Raw genomic sequence first — 19,211 nt, forward strand, 5'->3', positions numbered from 1 at the left:
GGGGAGGCCGGGAGGGGGCCGTCTCTCTCAGTTCGGCTCGCCCGCAAACCCATCCAGCGCCGCAACGATGGCCTCGGGCATCCCGCCGTCGCCGGTGGAATGCCCCGCCCCGTCGATCACCACCAGCCGCGCATCCGGCCAAGCCCGCGCCAGCTCCCACGCCGTCACCAGCGGCCCCTGCAGGTCGAGCCGCCCCTGTACCAGCACGCCCGGAATCCCCTTCAGCGCTCCGGCCCCGGCCAGTAGCGCCCCCTCCTCCAGCCATGCGGCATGCCGGAAGAAATGCGTCACGATCCGCCCGCGCGCCAGCATCCGCGCTGGATCCGCCCGATCCGAAGGCCGGCCAGCCTGCGCCGTCACCGACACCGCCGCATTGTCCCAGTCGTGGAAATCCCGCGCCGCCTTGTCCCGCACCGCCGGATCGGCGTCGAACATCAGCTCGTTATACGCCGCGACCATCCCGTCCTCGGGCGTCCCGACCGGCACTCCGGCCCGGAACCGCTCCCACTCGACCGGATAAAGCGGCGCCATCCGGCGATACAGCCAGTCGATCTCGCTCCGCGTCGTCGTCACCCCGGCGAACACCATGGCTCTCACCCGCGCCGGATACGCCTCGGCATAGGCGAGCCCCAGCGTCGTTCCCCACGACCCGCCATAGATCACCCAGCGGGTAACCCCGAAGAATTCCCGCAGTCGCTCGATATCGGCCACCAGGTGCGCCGTGCTGTTGGCCGAAAGGTCGACATCCGGCTCCGCCGCATTCGGCGTGCTCCTGCCGGCGTTGCGCTGATCGAACCCGATGATCCGGTAGCGCTCGGGATCGAAGAATTGCCGCGCCGACGCCGAAAGCCCCGACCCCGGCCCGCCATGCAAAATCAAGGCGGGCAGCCCCTCCGGATTGCCCGCCTCTTCCCAATAGAGCTCGTGCCCGTCCCCGACCGCGAGCCAGCCAGTCCTGCTTGGCTCGCCGACGGGGTACCCCATCAGCCGATTTTGGCGCAGAAATCCTGGATACGGCTGACCGCATCCTCGAGCTGGCTGTTCGCCGCCGCGTAGCTGAGCCGCATGTGCCCCGGCAGCCCGAACGCCGTGCCCGGCACCAGCGCCACCCCGGTCTCCTCGAGCAGCGCCATCACCAGCTCCGTGTCGGTCGTGAGCGCCCGGCCGCCACTCGAGGTCTTGCCGAGCAGCCGCTGCACCGACGGGAACACGTAGAACGCCCCCTCCGGCGACAGGCAGTCGATCCCGGTATTGGCGTTCAGCCCGTTGACGACGAGATCGCGCCGCCCCTGGAAGATGTCACGCCAGTCCTTCAGGAACCCCTGCGGCCCGTTCAGCGCCTCGAGCGCCGCATATTGCGAGATCGAGGACGGATTGGTGGTCGATTGGCTCTGCAGCTTCAGCATCGCCGCCAGCAGCGGCCGCGGGCCCGTGCAGTAGCCGATGCGCCAGCCGGTCATCGCGTGCGACTTCGACACACCGTTCAGCGTCAGCGTCCGTTCCCTCAGCTTCGGCTCCACTCCGGCAATCGTCGCGAACGTGCCGCCGTCGTAGACCAGCACCTCGTAGATATCGTCGGTGAGGATATGCACCTGCGGGTGCCGCAGCAGCACGTCGGCCAGCGCCCGCAGTTCGCCAGCCGTATAGGCCGCGCCCGACGGGTTGGACGGCGTGTTGAGGATCAGCCACTTGGTCTTGGGCGTGATCGCCGCTTCCAGCGCTTCCGGAACAAGCTTGAACCCGGTCGAGGCATCCGCCACTGCGAATACCGGCGTGGCATCGCAGAGCCGCACGATCTCGGGGTAGCTCACCCAGTACGGCACCGGCACCACGACTTCATCGCCCGGATTAAGCGTCGCCATCAGCGCGTTGAATAGAATCTGCTTTCCGCCCGAAGCCACGAAGCAATCCGCGGCCTCTACGTCGAGCCCGTTGTCGCGCCGGAACTTAGCGGCCACCGCCTCCTTCAGCTCCGGAATGCCGTCGACATTGGTGTAGTGCGTCTTGCCCGAATTGATCGCGCGGATGGCGGCTTCACGCACATGCTCGGGCGTGTCGAAATCCGGCTCGCCCGCCGCCAGCGAGATGACATCTTTGCCCTCGCGCGCCATATCGGCCGCCTTGCGCGAAATCGCGACAGTGGCGGAAGGCTGGATACGGTTGAGCGCGTCGGACAGGAAAGCCACGATCATCTCCTCGGAAAAATGGCCGAAGAGGTCTAGATGCTGGCGTCCCGCAACACAACTACGCAGTTGGTGATCGGCTCAGACCCCGAGCCCCGGCCGCTTGATCAGTTGCACCCCCGTCACTCGCCAGCCCGCCGGCTCCTCGATCAACTGATACACCGCGCCATAGAGCCCCTGGTCATTGCCGATCAGCTCCACCTGCTGCGCCACCGAGCCGTCCGGTCCCTTCTCGAAGGTCCCGAAGCTGTGCGAGCGCGACTCCATGATCGGCGCGTAGCCCATGCCGACGATGGCGAGGAAGAACGCCTCGGCCGAGCCGAACCGCTCGTGGAATGGCGCGCTCGCATAGCCGAACGCGCCCGGCGCATCATGGGCTCGAAACGCCTCGATCTGCCCGGTGATCGTCGCCTGCCACGGCGCGTCCTCCTGTGCCAGGGCCGATCCCGGCATCGCCAGAATCAGCATCGCAACCAGCACCCGCAACCCGTTCAAAACCCTCGCCATTCTCGTCTCTCCTCCACAGCCCCGCCACACCATCGCCATCAAATCGTCCGGGGCTCACCGCATCAGCAACGAAACAACCCCGCATTATCGCGCTCATCTCAACCCGTTGTGATCGTTGCGAGTAGCCGTATGTCCCCGACCCGCCTGCCTCAGCCAGCCCGCAGCCGCCATCTGCGTCGCCTGTTCGCCAACCCGCTGTCCGTTGCCGCCGCCATCTCCTTCTCGCTGACCTTCGTCGGCGCCGGTGTGGCCCTGCTGCTCGGGCTCGTGCCGCAGAGCCTGCTCTTCGGCGCCCAGCAGGTCGATACCGGCGTCGTGCTGCTCTTCGTGCCGCTCTGTGCTCTGCTCCTCGCCATCATGGCCGAAACCGTGCGGGCTACGCTCAACAACGGTATCGCCAGGACTTCCGCCCCGCGGGTGAACGCGCTGTCCGCCTGGAAGCCGGGCCAGGGTGAAGGCTGAACCTCACAGCTTGCTAAGTTTCGTTCATCTTCCCGTTAGTTGCGATATCCTAAGTAAGCGCTGGCTGCTCGCTCCGCCGGGCAACGCCGCAGCGACTCTTGCCCAAAGCATCGAGTTCCGCGCGGCGTCCAATCAACATCGCTACTGAGGATATGACATGACCCGTACCGATCTTGCCCCGCTCAGCCGCCTGCGCCCGCTGCGGGCCGTTCTGCTTGGCACAGTCCTTACCGGCCTTGCCGCGACCGGCGCCCTCGCCGAAACCCTCACGGTCACCGACCTGACCGGTGGCGATGCCCAGCTCTACAAGGTCACCATCCCCTCGATCGAGATCGTCGACGGCAACCTCGTCGAGGCCGACATCCGCATCATCTTCCAGGGTGCCGCCGGCGCCTGGGACAAGCTCGCCGGGCTCGACGCCAAATCGGTCACCATCCCCGAGATCACCGTCAGCTCCGCCGTCGAGGGCAGCAATGCCGCCGCGATCACCTATACCTACCGTGACATCGTCCTGACCGACGTCGTCGACGGCGTCGCCCAGAGCGCCGCCGTCGCCAGCACCGAGATGTCGGGCGCCGAGCTCTTCACCGGCACCTTCGGAGAAATGTCAGCCAGGCAGTTCGACATTGGCGGCCTGCTCGGCTTTTACGGTTTTACCACCCCGGCCGAGCCGACCGATGAGCTGAAGCAGGTCTACGCCGATCTGACCTTCGCCGGCGGCACCCTCGCCGGCGGCGACGTGTTCAGCTGCACCATCGGCGCCGCCGAAGCCGCCGGCTTCAGCGCCCGCCCGCTACGCAGCAATATCGGTGAGATCCAGTCGCTGATCCTCGAGGCCGAAGCGGCGCAGACCGCCGGCACGCCGCTCGAGCCCGAAAAGATCAGGCAGCTGGTGCTGTTCTACACCGACCTGCTGACCGCCTTCTCGAGCACGCCGATGAGCTTTGACGGCTTCTCCTGCTCGGGCAAGGACGACAAGGGTCAGCCCATGACCATCAATGCCGGCCTCATGTCGATCGATGGCTTCGAGCCCGCCATCTACCCGCAGTTCGGCCTCAGCGACCTCGTCATCGATATCACCGGCGACCAGGGCGGCCACGTCAACCTGGGCAACTTCACCTGGAAGAAGATGGACTTCTCGACCGCCATCGAGGTCCTCGAATCGGCCGCCACCATGGACGAGGCCTTCTTTGCCGCCAACTGGCGCAAGCTCATCCCGGTGATGGACGGCTTCTCACTCGCCGGCCTCGACATCGATGTGCCCAACCCCGAAATGCCCAGCCAGCGCAGCGTGGCATCCCTGGGCGCGTTCGACGCGACGCTCGGCAACTACATCAACGGCATCCCGGCCGACATCGCGCTCAAGCTCGCCAACCTCGTCGTCCCGATCACCGAGGACATGAAGGACGTTCCGGTCGCCGAGCTCAAGGCCCGTGGCATCACCTCGCTCGACATCTCGCTCGGCACCGATCTCGCCTGGGACTCCGCCACCTCGACCATCGAGGTCAGCGACGTGCTGATCGACCTCGGCCAGCTCGGCCAGGTGAACTTCTCGGGCACCTTCGGCAATGCCGGCGAGGCCTTGTTCTCGGACAATACCGACGAGGCCATGCAGGCCGCCATGCTAATGACCCTCAAGGACGTCACCATCAACATCGAGGATCGCGGCATCGGCTCCTTCCTCGTTGCCGCTGGCGCCAAGGATGCCGGCCAGACCGAGGAATCGTTCCGCACCGCCATCGCCGGCATGGCCCAGGGCATGACCATGGCCTTCCTCGGCAATTCTACCGAGGCGCTCACCGCCGCCCAGCAGCTCGGCCTGTTCCTGCAGGGTTCGTCGAACCTGACCATGACCATCACGGCCAACGACGAAGCCGGCATCGGCCTCGCCGATCTCGCCGCCATCGAGACCAACCCCACCGTCCTCGCCGGCAAGATCACCGTCACCGCCGAAGCCAGTGGCGAGCCGGTCACCCTGCCCCTCGTCGATGGCGCCGGCACGGTCCAGGACCAGAAGCGCGACCTCAAGGCCCCAGCCACGAACTAAGTCGCCACGCAGGGCGGGCGACAGCCCGCTCTTCACCTCCCCCTAGATGGGGGAAGCAAGCGCAGCTTGTGAGCGCAGCGAACTAGCGGAGCTAGGAGGGGGTGGAGCCCAGAGCGCCTGCCCCTCCAATCCCGTACCGCCCCGCCCTACCAATGGCTCCCCGCCCAACCCTTGCCCACCCCTCCCCTTTGGCGCACTATGCCGTCAGAGAGGAGGACTAACGATGCAAGTCGAGACTATCCTTCAATCCAAGGGCCACGCGGTGTTCACCGTCGAGGCCGGCGCGCCCATCTCCGAGGCGATCGCCATCCTCAACGGCAAGAAGATCGGCGCCGTGGTCGTCGTCGACGCCAAGGGCAAGGTCGCGGGCATCCTCAGCGAGCGTGACATCGTCCGGCGGCTCGACAAGGACCCGGTCGCACTGCTCGCGAGCCCCGTGCGTAGCGCCATGACCGCCAAGGTGATCACCTGCACCTCCGGCGCCTCGGTCTCGGACCTCATGGAAACCATGACCCGCCACCGCGTCCGCCACATCCCGATCGTCGATAGCGGCAAGCTCACCGGCATCGTCTCCATCGGCGACGTGGTGAAACGCAAGATCGAGGAAACCGAACAGGAAGCCCTCGCCCTCAAGGAATACATCGCAAGCTAGCACCGGCCTCTCCCGATCCTCCCCCGTTCACGGGGCAGGGGGACCAGCAAAGCTGGTGGAGGGGGCGGCCACAAGCACCCGGGCCGGTTCGTGCCCCCACCTCCCCCTTGATGGGGGAGGCAAGCGAAGCTTGGCAGCTCGCTGCCTAGCGCAGCTCGGAGGGGGTGGGACCACACGCACCAGCCCCAGAGCTCGCCTCCACCTTTCCAACCTTTCCGCGAATTCACCTGCCCGCAATCCGCCCGCAAGCCGAAGCGCGGCATCGTCCCCCATCAACCACGCTTGGGAGTGACCCGTATGACCTCCGCCCGCGCCAGAATCCTCGCCGCCCTCGTTGCCGCCCTCGGCCTCACCGCCATGAGCCCTGCCTTCGCCGGCGGCCCCCAGCACCACGCCCGTCCCGGCTTCGATCAACGTGACGGCCGCCTGCTCGAGTTCCGCCGGGGCGCCGGCGGCGCCTTCCGCCTCGCCGAAGTCTCCTGCGCCCCTCGTGCCGCCGATCGCCTCGAGCGCCGGCTGGACCGCGTTTCCGCCCGCCTCGACCTCACCACTAGCCAACGCGGCCTGTTCGAGGATTTCCGCACCACCGCCCTCGCCACCCAGACCGATTTCGCCGACCACTGCGCCACCCTTCGCCCTGAGCGCGGTGCGCGCGCCGACCTGATCCAGCGCCTCGAACAGCGCCTGAAATTCGACGAGGCCCGCCTCGCCGCCATGAGCGAGCTGCTGCCCCAGTTCCGCGCCTTCTACGACAGCCTCTCCGACGCACAGAAGGCCCAGCTGCTGCCGATGCGCCAGCGTCCCGTCGCGCCGCATCCGGCCAGGCCGGCCGAAACCGGCAAGCTCTAGCCACTGCGGGTGGCTGAGTACCGGTAGGCAGTGCGGCCCCAAACGCGCTGCATGCCACCCGCTGGAAGCCCCGGCATTCGCCGGCCGGGGCTTCTTCTTAATTCTCACGGCTGTGTTGCCGCCGTCGTTTCGCTCCGCTAACCATCGGACCTCTCCCCGCGAGCCTCCGATGACCGACCTGCCTCTCGATCCCGACCTGATCCGTGCCGAGTTCCCGGCCTTCCGCGAGCCCTCGCTCGCGGGCTGGGCCTTCTTCGAGAACGCCGGCGGCTCGTATACGGCGCGCCAGGTCACCGAAAAGCTCGAGCACTATTACCGCGCCAACAAGGTCCAGCCCTACGGCTTCTACCCCGCCTCGCGCGATGCCGGCGCGCAGATGGACAACGCGCATCGCCGCATCGCCCAGGCGTTGAATGTCGGCATGGACTGGATCCATTTCGGCCCCTCCACCTCCGGCAACACCTATGTGCTCGCCAACGCCTTCGGCGGCTGGCTGAAGCCCGGCGAAGCCATCATCGTCACCAATCAGGACCACGAAGCCAATTCCGGCGCCTGGCGCAGGCTTGCCGAGCGCGGCATCACCGTGCGCGAGTGGAAGGTCGATCTGCAGACCGGCCGGCTCGATCCGGCCGAGCTCGACAAGCTCTTCGACAGCAAGGTCCGCGCCGTCTGCTTCCCGCACGCCTCCAACATCGTCGGCGAGATCAACCCGGTCGCCGAGATCGCGAAGAAAGCCAAGAGCTACGGCGCCGTCACCGTGGTCGATGGCGTCTCCTACGCCCCGCACGGCCTGCCCGACCTGCTCGAGCTCGGCTGCGACATCTACCTGTTCTCCGCCTACAAGGTGTACGGGCCGCACCAGGGCATCATGGCCGTCCGCCCCTCGCTGGCGTCGGAACTGCCCAACCAGGGCCACTTCTTCAACGACACCCAGCCGCGCAAGCGCCTGACCCCGGCCGGCCCCGATCACGCCCAGATCGCCGCCAGCGCCGGCATCGCGGACTATTTCGAGCGCGTCGCCGAGATCGCTGGCGACAAGGCCGAAGGCGCCAACCCGTTCCGCAAGGCCCACGCCGCCATGCGCGCCCAGGAAATCGCGCTGCTCGCCCCGCTGATGGAGTATCTGAGCGGCCGCAACAGCCTGCGCGTCATCGGCCCCACCGACCCGGCCGTCCGCGCCCCCACCGTCTCCCTCGCCGTCGCCGGCCTTGCCATCGAGGCCGCCGAGCGCTTGTCACGCCACAAGATCATGGCCTCCGGCGGCAATTTCTACGCCTGGCGCCTGCTCGAAGCGCTCGGCATCAACCCGGGCCACGGCGTCCTCCGCCTCTCCTTCACCCACTACACCACCCCCGCCGAAATCCAGCAGCTGATCGCCGCGCTCGACGCGGAGCTGAAATAGCCGCGGCCTCGGAAGTCGAAAGTCGGAGTTCGGAATCCGACTTTCGACTTTCGAATTCCGACTTTCTCCCCCATCACCCCCGCTGATCGAATCCATCGCCAAAATCCGTTCGACGCCTGCCCCATCGCACGGCTACACCACCCGGCATGACCCGTCCCGTCGCCGTCCTGCTGCTGCTCGTTGCCACCGCCATCTGGGGCTTTGCCTTCGTCGCGCAGAAGACGGCCATGGACCACATGGGCCCCATGACCTTCGCCGGCGCCCGCTTCCTCCTCGGCGGCCTTGCGCTTCTCCCCTTCGCCGTCGCCGAATACCGGTCGAGACGCGAGGCGGTCGGTAGGCTCACGGCCCGCCACGGCGTGCTGCTCGCCCTGCTTTGCGTCAGCTTCTTTCTCGCCTCGGCGCTGCAGCAATACGGGATCGTGCAGACCTCGGTGACCAACTCCGGCTTTCTTACTTCGCTCTACGTGCTGTTCGTGCCGCTGATCGCCTTCCTCGCCATCCGCGTGAAGCCGCACCCGATCACCTATCTCGGTGCCCCGCTCGCCCTAGTCGGCATCTACTATCTCAATGGCGGCCAGTTCTCGAGCTTCAACGCCGGCGATGGCCTGATGGTGCTGAGCGCCGTGTTCTGGGGCGGCCACGTCTTCCTTGTCGGCTACCTCAGCCGCGAGACCGGTCTTCCCGTCATCATTTCCGCCGCGAGCTTCCTCGCCGTGGGATTGCTCTCGACCGCCGCCGCTCTCGGCCTCGAGGCCCCCGACCCGGCAGCACCGGCCGATGGCTGGGTCGAGATCGCCTATGCCGGCCTGATGTCGACCGCCATCGCCTACACCCTGCAGGCCGTGGCGCAGCAATATGTGCCGGCCGCCAATGCCGCGATCATCCTGTCAGCCGAAAGCCTGTTCGCCGCGCTCGGCGGCGCCCTGCTGCTGGGCGAGCGGCTGACGCCCATCGGCTATGCCGGCGCCATGCTCATCTTCTGTGCCATCGTATTGGTGGAAGCGGTGCCGGCCCTGCAGCAACGCCGAGCCGCCCGCGCCTGAGGCCGGAGCGCTTCACACATGCGGACGGCCATCAGACCGACAACAAACCCGGCGTCATCCCCGCGAAGGCGGGGATCCAGTGGCCACACGCTCGGTCTCGCAACCAGGTTCCCGCCTGCGCGGGATCGCAAACGCTACTTCCGCGTCATGTCGTATTCGTCGCAGATCACGACATAGGCGCACAGCTTCACATGCAGGGCGCCGTCGCTCTTCATGTTGACCCACACGTCGCCGGTGTGACCGTAGACGCTCATCTTGCCCTTCCAGCGGTTCTTCCCGTCCGGCTTGGCGCCATCGATGATGGTCTTGTTGAGATATTCGCGGTTGCGCGGCTTATCCATCTTCTTGCGCAGCCCGACCAGGCGGACGCACAGCCGGTCATTCTCCGGCCCGCACATCTTCACCTCGTAGTCCGAGTTCTTCTCGGCCACCCACACGCCGGACGGGTCGAGCCCCTGCGCAAACGCGCCGCCCATCATGGAAGCGACAAGTCCAAGCGCCAATATCATCCTGCTGAAAGTCTTCATTCTGCTCTCCGGGGAGCCCTGCCCGCGCCCCTCCGCTACTGAGGGATAATGTCTCTAATATGATCCATCGCGTCATCTGCTTGTCATGCGGCGTCAATAGCTTGGCAGCGTCCGGGCCGGCCCCCCTGCCCCCGGTGAATGGCCCGTTGCTCCCGCCCAAAATCAGGCAACCGGCCGCCTTCTGCGCAGGATGGATTCGCCGCCAACACGTCCTTCCTGCAGCCGAGCTCCATTCGGCATCTCTTATCGGCCGCCCCCGCCAGGCGGCCGATTTTTGTTGAGATACGCGCTTTGGCCTCGCACCGTCCCGCGCCGCGCGGCATGAACGGACATGGCCAAGCTCTACTTCTCCTACTCGGCGATGAATGCCGGCAAATCGACCCTCTTGCTGCAGGCGTCGTACAACTATGTCGAGCGCGGCATGCGCACGCTGCTCTTCACCAGCAAACTCTATGCCGAGGGCGATGTCGGCATCATCTCCTCCCGCATCGGCATCTCGGCCGAAGCCGAGTTCTTCACCGGCGAGGACGACCTGTTCCAGCGCGTCAACGACCACCTGCAGGAAAGCAAGGTCGATTGCGTCTTCGTGGACGAGGCGCAGTTCCTCACCGCCGATCAGGTCTGGCAGCTCGCCCGTGTCGCCGACCGGCTCGACGTGCCGGTGATGTGCTATGGCCTCCGCACCGATTTCCGCGGCATGCTCTTCCCCGGCTCGTCCGAGCTGCTCGCCATCGCCGACGAGCTGCGCGAGGTGCGCACCATCTGCTTCTGCGGCAAGAAGGCGACCATGGTGGTCCGCCGCGACGAAGCCGGCGGCGCCCTCACCGAAGGCGCTCAGGTCGCCATCGAGAAATCCGTCTACGTGTCCCTCTGCCGCGAGCACTGGGAAGAAGAAATCGGCCGCTGGCCCCCGAAAGGACCCCGCCATGACCACTGACACCAGCTACGGCCACGATGCCGATCCCGGCACCCCTCAGCCCAGGGGCACACTCACCGTCCGCACCCTGGCCATGCCGGCAGACACCAATCCGGCGGGCGACATTTTCGGCGGCTGGGTCATGAGCCAGATGGATATTGCCGGCGCCATCGCCGCCGTCGAGCGCGCCCAGGGCCGCGTCGTCACCATCGCCGTCGAGGCCATGACCTTCATCGCGCCGGTCAAGGTCGGCGACGTGCTGTGCGTCTACACCACCGTCGAACGCGTCGGGAACACCTCGATCACAATCGCCATCGAAGCCTGGGCCCGCCGCAACCGCATCGCCGACCGCGTAAAAGTCACCGACGGCCGCTTCGTCTACGTCGCCCTCGACGAACAGGGCAACAAGCGGAAGATCCCAGCGGAGGAAGGCAGGAAGTAGAAATTAGAAGGTAGAAATTAGGAGAGGTAGAAGGGCGAGCGCCGCACCCACTTCTAATTTCTACCTTCTAACTCCTACCTCCTCCCCACCCCACTTTCCCCCGCCCTGTTGCACCTCGGCTCTTCCAACCCCGGCGCTGCCCCGCTACTCTCACGCACCGAACCAGCCTTGGGGGCGAACATGAAGCAGCTATTGGCAATTTTCACCGCGCTCGCGCTCCTCATGCTCGGCTCGGCCGCTGCCCAGGCGCAGACCGGCTCGCCGGCCTGGTCGCTCCGTACCCTCGAACTCTTCCAGGGCCCGGGTACCGAATACCAGTTCGTCGGCGAGGTTTTGCCTGCCACCCGCGTCCATGTCGATCGCTGCCAGAAGCTCTGGTGCCGCGTGCGCGCCGACGGTGCCGCCGGCTGGACCCACCTCCGCGACCTGACCTTCGGCCGGCTCGATCCCATCCGCTACAAGGGCGGTGGCCCGGGCATTGTCTGCCTCTACGAAGGCCGCAACTTCACCGGCGAGGCGCTGTGCACCAAGCCGGGCTTCCGTGCCCGCGACCTGCTGCTGCTCAATGCCGACAACCGCTTCTCCTCGGTCAGCATCGAGGGCAATGCCTCGGTGATGCTCTGCCGTGATCGCAACTTCCTCAACTACTGCGAGCACATCAACAACAGCCAGGGCCGGCTGCACGGCTTCCTCGACAACAACGTCACCTCTGTGCGCGTTTACTGATCCGCGGCTTTACCGGCTGTTGACCCTAGGCATCGCAAAGCTCTGCGGTGCCTGATTTCTTGGTAGATTCCCCGGGCAAGCGTGGAACCCGCGTCACCGGCGCGCCGTTCTGCAATTTGCGGCACTGTCCGACTCAAAAAGCGTCACAAGAGAGGATTCCATGATCAAGAAGCTGGTTACGGCCGTGGCCGTTGCGATCAGTTCACTCATTCTGGTCACCGCGGCGGCCCAGGCCCAGTCCGCGGTCGCCACGTCGAGCGTCAACGTCCGCAATGCGCCGGTGAACGGCGCCGTCGTCGACGTGCTCAGCCCCGGCCAGCAGGTCGAGATCGACCGCTGCAGCGGCGGCTGGTGCTATGTTCTCAAGTCCGGCCCCGATGGCTGGGTGTCCGCCAACTATCTCAGCATTGCCGACGGTGGCCGCGTGATCGTGCCCGATCGTCCGGGCCCCGGCCCGAGCCGCCCCGATGTCAGCATCGGCTTCTCGGTCCCCGGCTTCAGCTTCCAGATCGGCTCCGGCGGCTTCGATCTCCGCCCCGGCCGCCCGATTCGCGAGCGTGACCGCGCCTGCTTCTACGAGCGCAGCAATTTCCGCGGCGACAGCTTCTGTGCCCGTCCGGGCGAACGCCTGGCCCGCCTCGGCCGCTGGGATCGTGAGATCTCCTCGATCCAGATCCAGGGCGATGCCGAGGTACTCATCTGCGAACGCACCAACTTCGATGGCCGCTGCATCGTGATCTCGCGCAGCACGCGCAATCTCGGCGCCGCCGAGGACCGCGTCCGGTCGCTCCGCGTCCGCTGAGCCGCGCATACCGAACCAGCGACGCCGCCCCTCACAGGGCGGCGTTTGCATGTCCGGCCCCACGCGGCTAGATCGCAGAGGGCCCCTTTTCGCCGGAACCGCCCGCATTGCCCGACACCATCCACATCGGCGGCAACGTTCACCTCCCGCTCGCCGAAGTGGAGATCGCCTATATCCGCAGTCCCGGCCCTGGCGGCCAGAACGTCAACAAGGTCGCCTCCGCCGCCCAGCTCCGCTTCGATCTGATGGGCTCCCCCTCCCTGCCCGAGCCGCTGAAGCACCGCGCCGCCGCCCTCGCCGGCAGCCGCCTCACCACCGACGGCGCCGTCGTCCTCACTGCCAACCGCTTCCGCAATCAGCCCCAGAACCGCGACGATGCGATCGAGCGCCTCGTCGCCCTGCTCCGCGCCGCCTTGGTCCCACCCAAACCCCGCCGCGCCACCCGCCCGACCCTCGCCTCCAAAAAACGCCGCCTCGAAGGCAAATCCCAACGCAGCACTACGAAGCAACTGCGCGGCAAGGTGGATTACTAGCCCCCACGCACCGCCTTCTCCGTGATCCTCCCCGGGGAGGGGACCAGCGAAGCTGGTGGAGGGGGCGGCCACACGCACCAGCGGTATGACAATCGAGTGCGGGGCACCTTCTAACCCACCCACCGGCCCCCACCTCCCCCTTGAAGGGGGAGGCAAGCGCAGCTTGTGAGCGCCGGCGAACTAGCGCAGCTCGGAGGGGCTTCGAGCCGTGCCGAAGGCAAAATCGCTCCAGTGGAGCGATTTTAGGGGAGAAGGCCATGAGAGCTACGCTCGAATGGCTGGAGCCCCAAACTCGTCCGCTCCAGCGCCCCCGCCACACCCCCGCCTCAATTTGCTCTCCAATCTGGTTTGCATCGCAAACCAACTGAGTCCGCCATGAGCGATCTCGACAAGGCCCTCGCCGATATCGTCGAAATCAAGAGCCGCCTCGCCCAGTCGAGCGAGTTCCGCGGCCTCGGCCCGGCCGCTCTCGCGCTCACCGGTGCACTCGCCCTCGTCGTCGCCACCGCCCAGTCGATCTGGTCCGCCACCCCGCCCGCGCCAACCCCCTTCTTTGCCGCCTGGATCATCACCGCCATCGTCGCCCTCGCGCTGATCGGCGCCGAAATGCTGCGCCGCGCCGAGCGTCACCACGGCCGCCTCGCCGACCAGATGATCCGCGAGGCCGTGCTGAACTTCGTGCCTGCCGGTGTCGCCGGCGCCGGCCTGCTCGCCTTCGTCTTCATCGCCGCGCCGACGCTGATGTGGCTGCTCCCCGGCCTGTGGCTGATCCTCGTCAGCCTCGGCATTTTCGCCGCCGCCCGCTCCCTGCCCCGCGCCATGGCGCTCGCCGGCGCCTGGTACCTGCTCGCCGGCTTCGCCGTCCTGCTCCTCGCCGCCCGCGACCAGACGCTGTCGCCCTGGTTCATGGGCCTGCCCTTCGCCATCGGCCAGTTCCTCGTCGCCCTGATCGTCCACCGCGCCACCCAAACGACCCATGAGTGAACCCGCCCCCTTCGCCTATGACGGGCTCGACCGCGTCATCCACGAAAAGGCCCGGCTGGGCATCCTCACCTCGCTGGTGAGCCACCCCGCCGGCCTCGCCTTCAACGACCTGCTCCGCCTCTGCGGCCTCACCCAGGGCAACATGAGCCGCCACCTTGCCGTGCTCGAGGAAGCCGGTCTCGTAACGATCCACAAAGGCTTCGAAGGCAAGCGCCCTCGCACCGAGATCCGCCTCACCGCCGAAGGCCGCCAGCGCTTCCTCGATTATCTCGGCACCCTCGAGCAGGTCATCCGCGACGCCTCCGCCCGCGCCGGCCTCGACGAACTCAGCCCCAAACCCGCCTAACTCCGACTTCCGACCTCCGAATTCCGACTTTCCTTGCCAACGAGGTTTGCAATGCAAACTAATCCTACCCACAAACTCCACGTCGCCGTCATCATGGATGGCAATGGCCGCTGGGCCGAGGCGCGTGGCCTGCCGCGAGAGGCCGGCCACAAGGTCGGCGCCGACGCCGTGCGCGCCATCGTCCGCGCCGCCATCGAACGCGGCATCGGCGCGCTCACCCTCTACGCCTTCTCCACCTACAACTGGCAGCGCCCAGAGGCCGAAGTGAGCGGCCTCATGTCCCTGCTCCGCCGTTTCCTCATGGTCGAGGCCCCAAAGCTCCGCGCCGCCGGCGTGCGAGTCAGCATCCTCGGCCGCCGCGACCGCGTGCCCCTCGCCCTCCGCAAGGCCATCGATGCCATCGAACGCACCACCGCCGGCGGACCCCTGCTCCACCTGCGCATCGCGCTCGATTACTCGGCGCGCGATGCCCTCCTCGCTGCCGCTTCCGAGGGGCTGACCGCCGAGGCGCTGGTCGAGCGGCTGGGCACCGAGGACGTCGATTTCCTCATCCGCACCGGTGGCGACCAGCGCCTGTCCGATTTCCTGCTGTGGGAATGCGCCCAGGCCGAGCTCTACTTCACCGAGGTGAAGTGGCCCGATTTCGGCCCCGCCGAGTTCAACCTGGCCCTCGCCGACTATGCCCGCCGCACCCGCAGTTTTGGCACGGTCATGCCGACGCCGGTTCCGCTCGCAGTGCCGCAGCCTGCGGCCTGAGCGCCGCCACCTGCTCGTCCGTCAGCGCCACCAGCGGCGGCCGCACCCGGCGCCACCCGGTGGCGCCGGTCCGTTCGCCCAGCAGCGCCTTGAGCGTCGGCATCTGCGAGTAGCTCATCGTCAGGTTGCGCCATTCGATGGCTTTGGCCTGCGCCGCCTCGGCCTTGGCCGGGTCCGTCTGCCAATTCTCGTAGATCGTCCTGAGCATGTCCGGAATCAGGTTGGACGCCCCGGTGATGCACCCCGCCCCGCCCTCGCGCAGCAGGTCGAGGAACAGCGGATCGGGCCCGGCGATCACGGCAAAACCTGGGAAAGCCTTCACCATGCCGAGCAGGTTCGCCTTGTCGCCCGAGCTATCCTTGATCCCCACCACAGTGCCCGGAAACGCCTCGATCAGCCGCCCGATCAGCGCGTAGCTGAGCGGCACCGCCGACATCTGCGGGATGTGGTAGAGGATGACCTGCAGCCGGCTGTCACCCACCCCTTCGATCACCCGCGCATAGGCATCGAACAGGCCATCGTCGCTCACGCCCTTGTAGTAGAACGGCGGTAGCATCACGACCCGGGAGATGCCGTTGGCGAGGGCATGCTTGGTCAGCGCCACCGTCTCCGGCCCCGCCGAAACGCCCGTGCCCGGCAGCAGCCGCTCCGGCGCGATCCCAGCCTTCAGCACGCCCTCGACGATCGCCTGCCGTTCGCTGACGCTGAACGAGTTGGCCTCGCCCGTCGTCCCCAGGATCGCCAGCCCGTCGCAGCCATTGGCGAGCAGCCACTGGCAGTGCTCGGCCATCAGCCCCAGGTCCGGCGATAGGTCCGCATTCACCGGCGTTGCCACCGCGCTGTTCACGCCCGAAACCGCAAAAGCCATGAGATCCTCCCTGTTGCCCGCTACCCTAAGGAGGCCGGGCATGGGAGGAAAGGGCGCCCAAGGTCTACCTCGGGCACCCAACCAGGCATCAGTCGCCGCCAAATTCGGCCTTGAACGACTCGAACGGGATCTGGCCGCGTTGATCACGGTGCTCCAGTGCCGCACATAAGCCGCCTGCGCGATCGCCTCTGAAATCTCGGCGTCGGTGGCGCCGCCCTGCTTGGCGAACTTACCCCCAGCGCCTACCGCAAACGCCACCTCCGCGCCTCCGCATCCGCCTAAGCAACACGCACCAGCCCCTCCGTGATCCTCCCCCGACCGCCGTAGGCGGTCGAGGGGCGGCCAAACGCACCGGCCCCCACCTCCCCCTTGATGGGGGAGGCAAGCGCAGCTTGTGAGCAAAGCGAACTAGCGCAGCTCGGAGGGGGTGGAGCCCCCCACACCGTCCCGCCAGTAGCCCCCACTCCGCCTCTCCGCTAGAACACGCCAGCACGAGACTCGGAGAACCACCATGCACCTCGGCCGGTCATACAAGCTCAAGGATTTCGCCCTCTGGTCGCGCCGCAGCGTCATCTACATGCTGGCGATCAGCCTCGTCGCCGTGCTCGTCTACATCTTCCCGCCCACTGCCGGCTTCTCCATCCCTTGGCCGATCATCCTCGTCCTCGGCACCACGGTATCGCTGGTCACCGGCTTCAAGAGCTCGCAGGTCCTGCAGCGCTCGAGCGATGCGCTCGCTACCTATACCGGCATCGCCACCACCAGCCGCCTGCTCGCCGGCTTCTGTTGCGATTTCGCCGAGCCGCCGACCGCCCGCCGCATTCTTCACCGCCATCTGGCCTGGCTCACCGCGCAGCGCTTCGCCCTGCGTCAACCGCGCGTCTGGGAAAGCCTCGGCCGCGCCGCCAACAAGGAATACCGCCGCCGCTACCACATCCAGGAGGATACCGGCTCGCTCCCCGTCGAGCTGCGCGCCCTGATCGGCGCCGAAGCCGACGAGGTCCTCGCCACCGATCAGCCCGCCCTCGCCCTGCTCGCCCGCCAGGGCCGCGAGATCAATGCCCTCTTGCAGGCGAACGCCGTCCCCACCCAGATCTTCGGCGAGTTGCAGAAGCTCCTGCGCGAGTGCCACGACCACCAGACCCGCTGCGACCGCATCAAGGACGCGCCCTACCCGCGCCAGTACGCCGTGGTCAGCGCCATGTTCGTCTGGATCTTCGTGACGCTCCTCCCCTTCGGCGTCGTCCCGATCTTCGCCGGCACAGCCGGCGGCGTTCTCGCGCCGGTCATGCTGTGGCTGAGCGTCCCCTTCAGCGCCCTGCTGGGCTGGGCCTACATGTCGCTCGACCAGGTCACCGAGAGCACCGCCAATCCCTTCGAAGGCAACGCCAACGACGTCCCCATTTCCACGATCTGCCGCAACATCGAAATCGAGATAAAGCGGCGCCTCGGCGAAACCGACCTGCCCCCGCGCCTCCAGCCCGTAAACGGCATCGCGACCTGAGACCGGGGCAGCGTCCCTATCCCCGCGGCCCGAACAGCACCACCGCCGCGCCTGCCAGTGCCAGCACGCCGCCGCCGACGTCCCAGCCATCCGGCGCCCGACCCTCGACCGCCCAGCCCCAGGCGAGCGACGCCACGATATACACCCCGCCATAGGCGGCGAATGCCCGGCCCGCATGCTCGGCCGGCGCCAGCGTCAGCAGCCACGCGAACGCCGCCAGCGCCGCCATGCCCGGCACCACCCACAGCACTGATTGGCCTTGTCGCAGCCACGCCCAGAATGCAAAGCACCCGGCGATCTCGACCAGCGCCGCGCCGCCATAGATCAGCGCCGTCGTCGCAATCATCGGCATGAGCATCTCCCGAACAGCGTCACTGTTCGCCGCTTAGCACGCGTGCCCGAAATCCGGCAGCGGCATCGACGGCGACACCGGCTTCTGGTGATCCACCTGGCCCCCGCTCCCCGGGTTCGGACAACCGAGGCCCCTCAGCGCCGCCCCTCCGGCACCGTCCGCCACACCAGCAGCGCCACGATCACCAGCGGCGCGCCGAGCAGCGGCAGCGCCATCGCGCCGAGCCCGTCCACCACCAGGCCGCCCACCGCCGCCGCCACGGCCATGCCGACCATGAATGTCGACATGTTCAGCGAGATCGCCACCGGCACCGATGTGGGCACCAGGTGCGCCATGTGGCTCGCCACCGCGATCGAATAGGTCCGCCCCACATAGCCCTGCACCGCGACGACCAGCAGCATGCCCGGCAGCGCCAGGTCGCGCGGCAATAGCGGCAGCGCCGCATACGAAACCAGCACCGCCAGCGCCGCCATACCGGCCACCAGCCCGACCCGTACCGAGCCGAACCGATCGGCCATCCGCCCCGCGCTCGCACCGCACGCCACCGCGCCGATACCGCCGGCGAGCAGGACGAGCGGCAGCGTCTCGTAGCCAATCCCGGCCGCCGCCATCAGCGCCCCGATATAGACCATGACCGGCGACGAGCCGATCATGAACAGCAGCGTCGACAGCAGCGCCGCGCCCACACCGGGGTTGCGCAGCACCCGCACCCGGTCCCGCATGCTCTGCGTGTCGCCATGCATGCCGCGCGGCAGCTGCGTGTACAGCATCAGCGCCGCGAATCCGGCAAGCGAGGCGATCATCAGGAAATGCGAGCGCCAGCCGAACTGCGCCGCCAGCCACGCCCCGAACGGCACTCCGATCAGTGCTGCCAGCGCCTGTCCCATGCTGATCACCTGCATGTAGCGCCCGCGCTGCCCGGCCGGCGCCATCATCACCGCCGTCGCCATCGCCGTGCCGGTAAACGTGCCCGCCGCCACGGCCAGCAGCGTGCGGACGACAACCAGCCCCTCGAACCACGGCATCAGCGCGATCGTGAGGCACCCGATCGAAACCCCGAACTCGGCCCCCGCGAGAATGCGCCGCCGCCCCACCCCGCCGAGCAACACCGCTACCAATGGCGGTCCGATCGCGTAGGCCAGCGAATAACCCAGCACCAGCAGGCCGGCCTGCCCCAGGCTCACGCCGAGATCGGCGCTGATCAGCGGCAGCAACCCGGCGATCAAACCACCCTCGACGGCGCCCACTGCTGCAGCCAGCGCCAGCCAGAAAAGCCGCGAATCCATAAGTCTCCCTCGCCGCTAGTC

At 67.3% G+C, this 19,211-nt stretch carries 22 protein-coding genes; 15 read left to right on the forward strand and 7 right to left on the reverse strand.

Annotated elements, in window-relative coordinates; all coding sequences use genetic code 11:
* Positions 1-27: 27 nt before the first annotated feature.
* The 3 genes from pip to AC3A6I_RS12435 form a co-directional block, all read right to left on the reverse strand.
* Positions 28-984, reverse strand: coding sequence for a prolyl aminopeptidase (pip, locus tag AC3A6I_RS12425; protein ID WP_487544029.1), 957 nt, complete (start codon positions 982-984; stop codon positions 28-30).
* Positions 984-2,186: a pyridoxal phosphate-dependent aminotransferase gene (locus AC3A6I_RS12430; protein ID WP_487544030.1), complete on the reverse strand. Its 1,203-nt coding sequence runs from the start codon at positions 2,184-2,186 to the stop codon at positions 984-986. Before AC3A6I_RS12430 ends, pip begins: the two co-directional genes overlap by 1 nt.
* Positions 2,187-2,264: 78 nt before the next feature.
* Entirely contained in the window at positions 2,265-2,690 is a 426-nt protein-coding gene (locus AC3A6I_RS12435; protein ID WP_487544031.1) for a DUF4864 domain-containing protein, read from the reverse strand.
* Positions 2,691-2,819: 129 nt separating this feature from the next.
* On the opposite strand from AC3A6I_RS12435, the gene AC3A6I_RS12440 reads away from it, so the two are divergent.
* From AC3A6I_RS12440 to AC3A6I_RS12465, 6 genes are all read left to right on the forward strand, one after another.
* Positions 2,820-3,152 (forward strand): hypothetical protein, encoded by a 333-nt coding sequence (locus AC3A6I_RS12440; protein WP_487544032.1) that lies wholly within the window; start codon positions 2,820-2,822, stop codon positions 3,150-3,152.
* 157 nt (positions 3,153-3,309) lie between these two features.
* Positions 3,310-5,199, forward strand: a complete 1,890-nt coding sequence (locus AC3A6I_RS12445) for a hypothetical protein (RefSeq protein WP_487544033.1) — start codon at positions 3,310-3,312, stop codon at positions 5,197-5,199.
* A gap of 223 nt (positions 5,200-5,422) precedes the next feature.
* A complete protein-coding gene (locus tag AC3A6I_RS12450) occupies positions 5,423-5,851 on the forward strand; it encodes a CBS domain-containing protein (RefSeq protein ID WP_487544034.1) in 429 nt (142 codons plus the stop codon).
* Positions 5,852-6,148: 297 nt separating this feature from the next.
* The gene (locus AC3A6I_RS12455; RefSeq protein ID WP_487544035.1) at positions 6,149-6,700 is read left to right on the forward strand and encodes a Spy/CpxP family protein refolding chaperone; all 552 of its coding nucleotides are present in this window, start codon (positions 6,149-6,151) and stop codon (positions 6,698-6,700) included.
* Positions 6,701-6,869: 169 nt separating this feature from the next.
* Positions 6,870-8,102, forward strand: a complete 1,233-nt coding sequence (locus AC3A6I_RS12460) for an aminotransferase class V-fold PLP-dependent enzyme (RefSeq protein WP_487544036.1) — start codon at positions 6,870-6,872, stop codon at positions 8,100-8,102.
* Between the two features lie 146 nt (positions 8,103-8,248).
* Positions 8,249-9,148: a DMT family transporter gene (locus tag AC3A6I_RS12465; protein WP_487544037.1), complete on the forward strand. Its 900-nt coding sequence runs from the start codon at positions 8,249-8,251 to the stop codon at positions 9,146-9,148.
* Between the two features lie 134 nt (positions 9,149-9,282).
* Here the strand turns inward: AC3A6I_RS12465 and AC3A6I_RS12470 are convergent, their stop codons facing one another.
* Complete coding sequence (locus AC3A6I_RS12470) at positions 9,283-9,675, reverse strand: DUF2147 domain-containing protein (RefSeq protein WP_487544038.1); 393 nt, start codon at positions 9,673-9,675, stop codon at positions 9,283-9,285.
* A gap of 331 nt (positions 9,676-10,006) precedes the next feature.
* Between AC3A6I_RS12470 and AC3A6I_RS12475 the strand changes: the two genes are divergently transcribed.
* The 8 genes from AC3A6I_RS12475 (at position 10,007) to uppS (ending at position 15,180) form a co-directional block, all read left to right on the forward strand.
* Entirely contained in the window at positions 10,007-10,612 is a 606-nt protein-coding gene (locus tag AC3A6I_RS12475) for a thymidine kinase (protein WP_487544039.1), read from the forward strand.
* A complete protein-coding gene (locus tag AC3A6I_RS12480) occupies positions 10,602-11,033 on the forward strand; it encodes an acyl-CoA thioesterase (RefSeq protein ID WP_487544040.1) in 432 nt (143 codons plus the stop codon). The genes AC3A6I_RS12475 and AC3A6I_RS12480 overlap by 11 nt, the downstream gene beginning before the upstream one ends.
* A 180-nt stretch (positions 11,034-11,213) precedes the next feature.
* A complete protein-coding gene (locus AC3A6I_RS12485; RefSeq protein WP_487544041.1) occupies positions 11,214-11,759 on the forward strand; it encodes an SH3 domain-containing protein in 546 nt (181 codons plus the stop codon).
* 160 nt (positions 11,760-11,919) lie between these two features.
* Positions 11,920-12,561 carry an SH3 domain-containing protein gene (locus AC3A6I_RS12490; protein ID WP_487544042.1) on the forward strand — a complete coding sequence of 214 codons (642 nt, stop codon included), beginning with the start codon at positions 11,920-11,922 and terminating at the stop codon, positions 12,559-12,561.
* Positions 12,562-12,668: 107 nt separating this feature from the next.
* Positions 12,669-13,094: an alternative ribosome rescue aminoacyl-tRNA hydrolase ArfB gene (gene arfB / locus AC3A6I_RS12495; protein ID WP_487544043.1), complete on the forward strand. Its 426-nt coding sequence runs from the start codon at positions 12,669-12,671 to the stop codon at positions 13,092-13,094.
* Between the two features lie 375 nt (positions 13,095-13,469).
* Positions 13,470-14,078: a hypothetical protein gene (locus AC3A6I_RS12500; protein WP_487544044.1), complete on the forward strand. Its 609-nt coding sequence runs from the start codon at positions 13,470-13,472 to the stop codon at positions 14,076-14,078.
* Complete coding sequence (locus AC3A6I_RS12505; RefSeq protein WP_487544045.1) at positions 14,071-14,424, forward strand: transcriptional regulator; 354 nt, start codon at positions 14,071-14,073, stop codon at positions 14,422-14,424. The genes AC3A6I_RS12500 and AC3A6I_RS12505 overlap by 8 nt, the downstream gene beginning before the upstream one ends.
* Positions 14,425-14,475: 51 nt before the next feature.
* Positions 14,476-15,180, forward strand: coding sequence for a polyprenyl diphosphate synthase (gene uppS / locus AC3A6I_RS12510; protein ID WP_487544046.1), 705 nt, complete (start codon positions 14,476-14,478; stop codon positions 15,178-15,180).
* Here uppS and AC3A6I_RS12515 read toward each other — a convergent pair.
* Positions 15,134-16,048, reverse strand: coding sequence for a dihydrodipicolinate synthase family protein (locus AC3A6I_RS12515; protein WP_487544047.1), 915 nt, complete (start codon positions 16,046-16,048; stop codon positions 15,134-15,136). The genes uppS and AC3A6I_RS12515 overlap by 47 nt on opposite strands.
* Before the next feature lie 511 nt (positions 16,049-16,559).
* Here AC3A6I_RS12515 and AC3A6I_RS12520 point away from each other — a divergent pair.
* Positions 16,560-17,552: a bestrophin family protein gene (locus tag AC3A6I_RS12520; RefSeq protein WP_487544048.1), complete on the forward strand. Its 993-nt coding sequence runs from the start codon at positions 16,560-16,562 to the stop codon at positions 17,550-17,552.
* 16 nt (positions 17,553-17,568) lie between these two features.
* Here the strand turns inward: AC3A6I_RS12520 and AC3A6I_RS12525 are convergent, their stop codons facing one another.
* Positions 17,569-17,904, reverse strand: coding sequence for a YnfA family protein (locus AC3A6I_RS12525; RefSeq protein ID WP_487544049.1), 336 nt, complete (start codon positions 17,902-17,904; stop codon positions 17,569-17,571).
* Positions 17,905-18,038: 134 nt separating this feature from the next.
* Complete coding sequence (locus AC3A6I_RS12530; RefSeq protein ID WP_487544050.1) at positions 18,039-19,190, reverse strand: MFS transporter; 1,152 nt, start codon at positions 19,188-19,190, stop codon at positions 18,039-18,041.
* Positions 19,191-19,211 lie beyond the last annotated feature (21 nt).

It is taken from the genome of Devosia sp. Soil_C_22 (assembly GCF_057657195.1).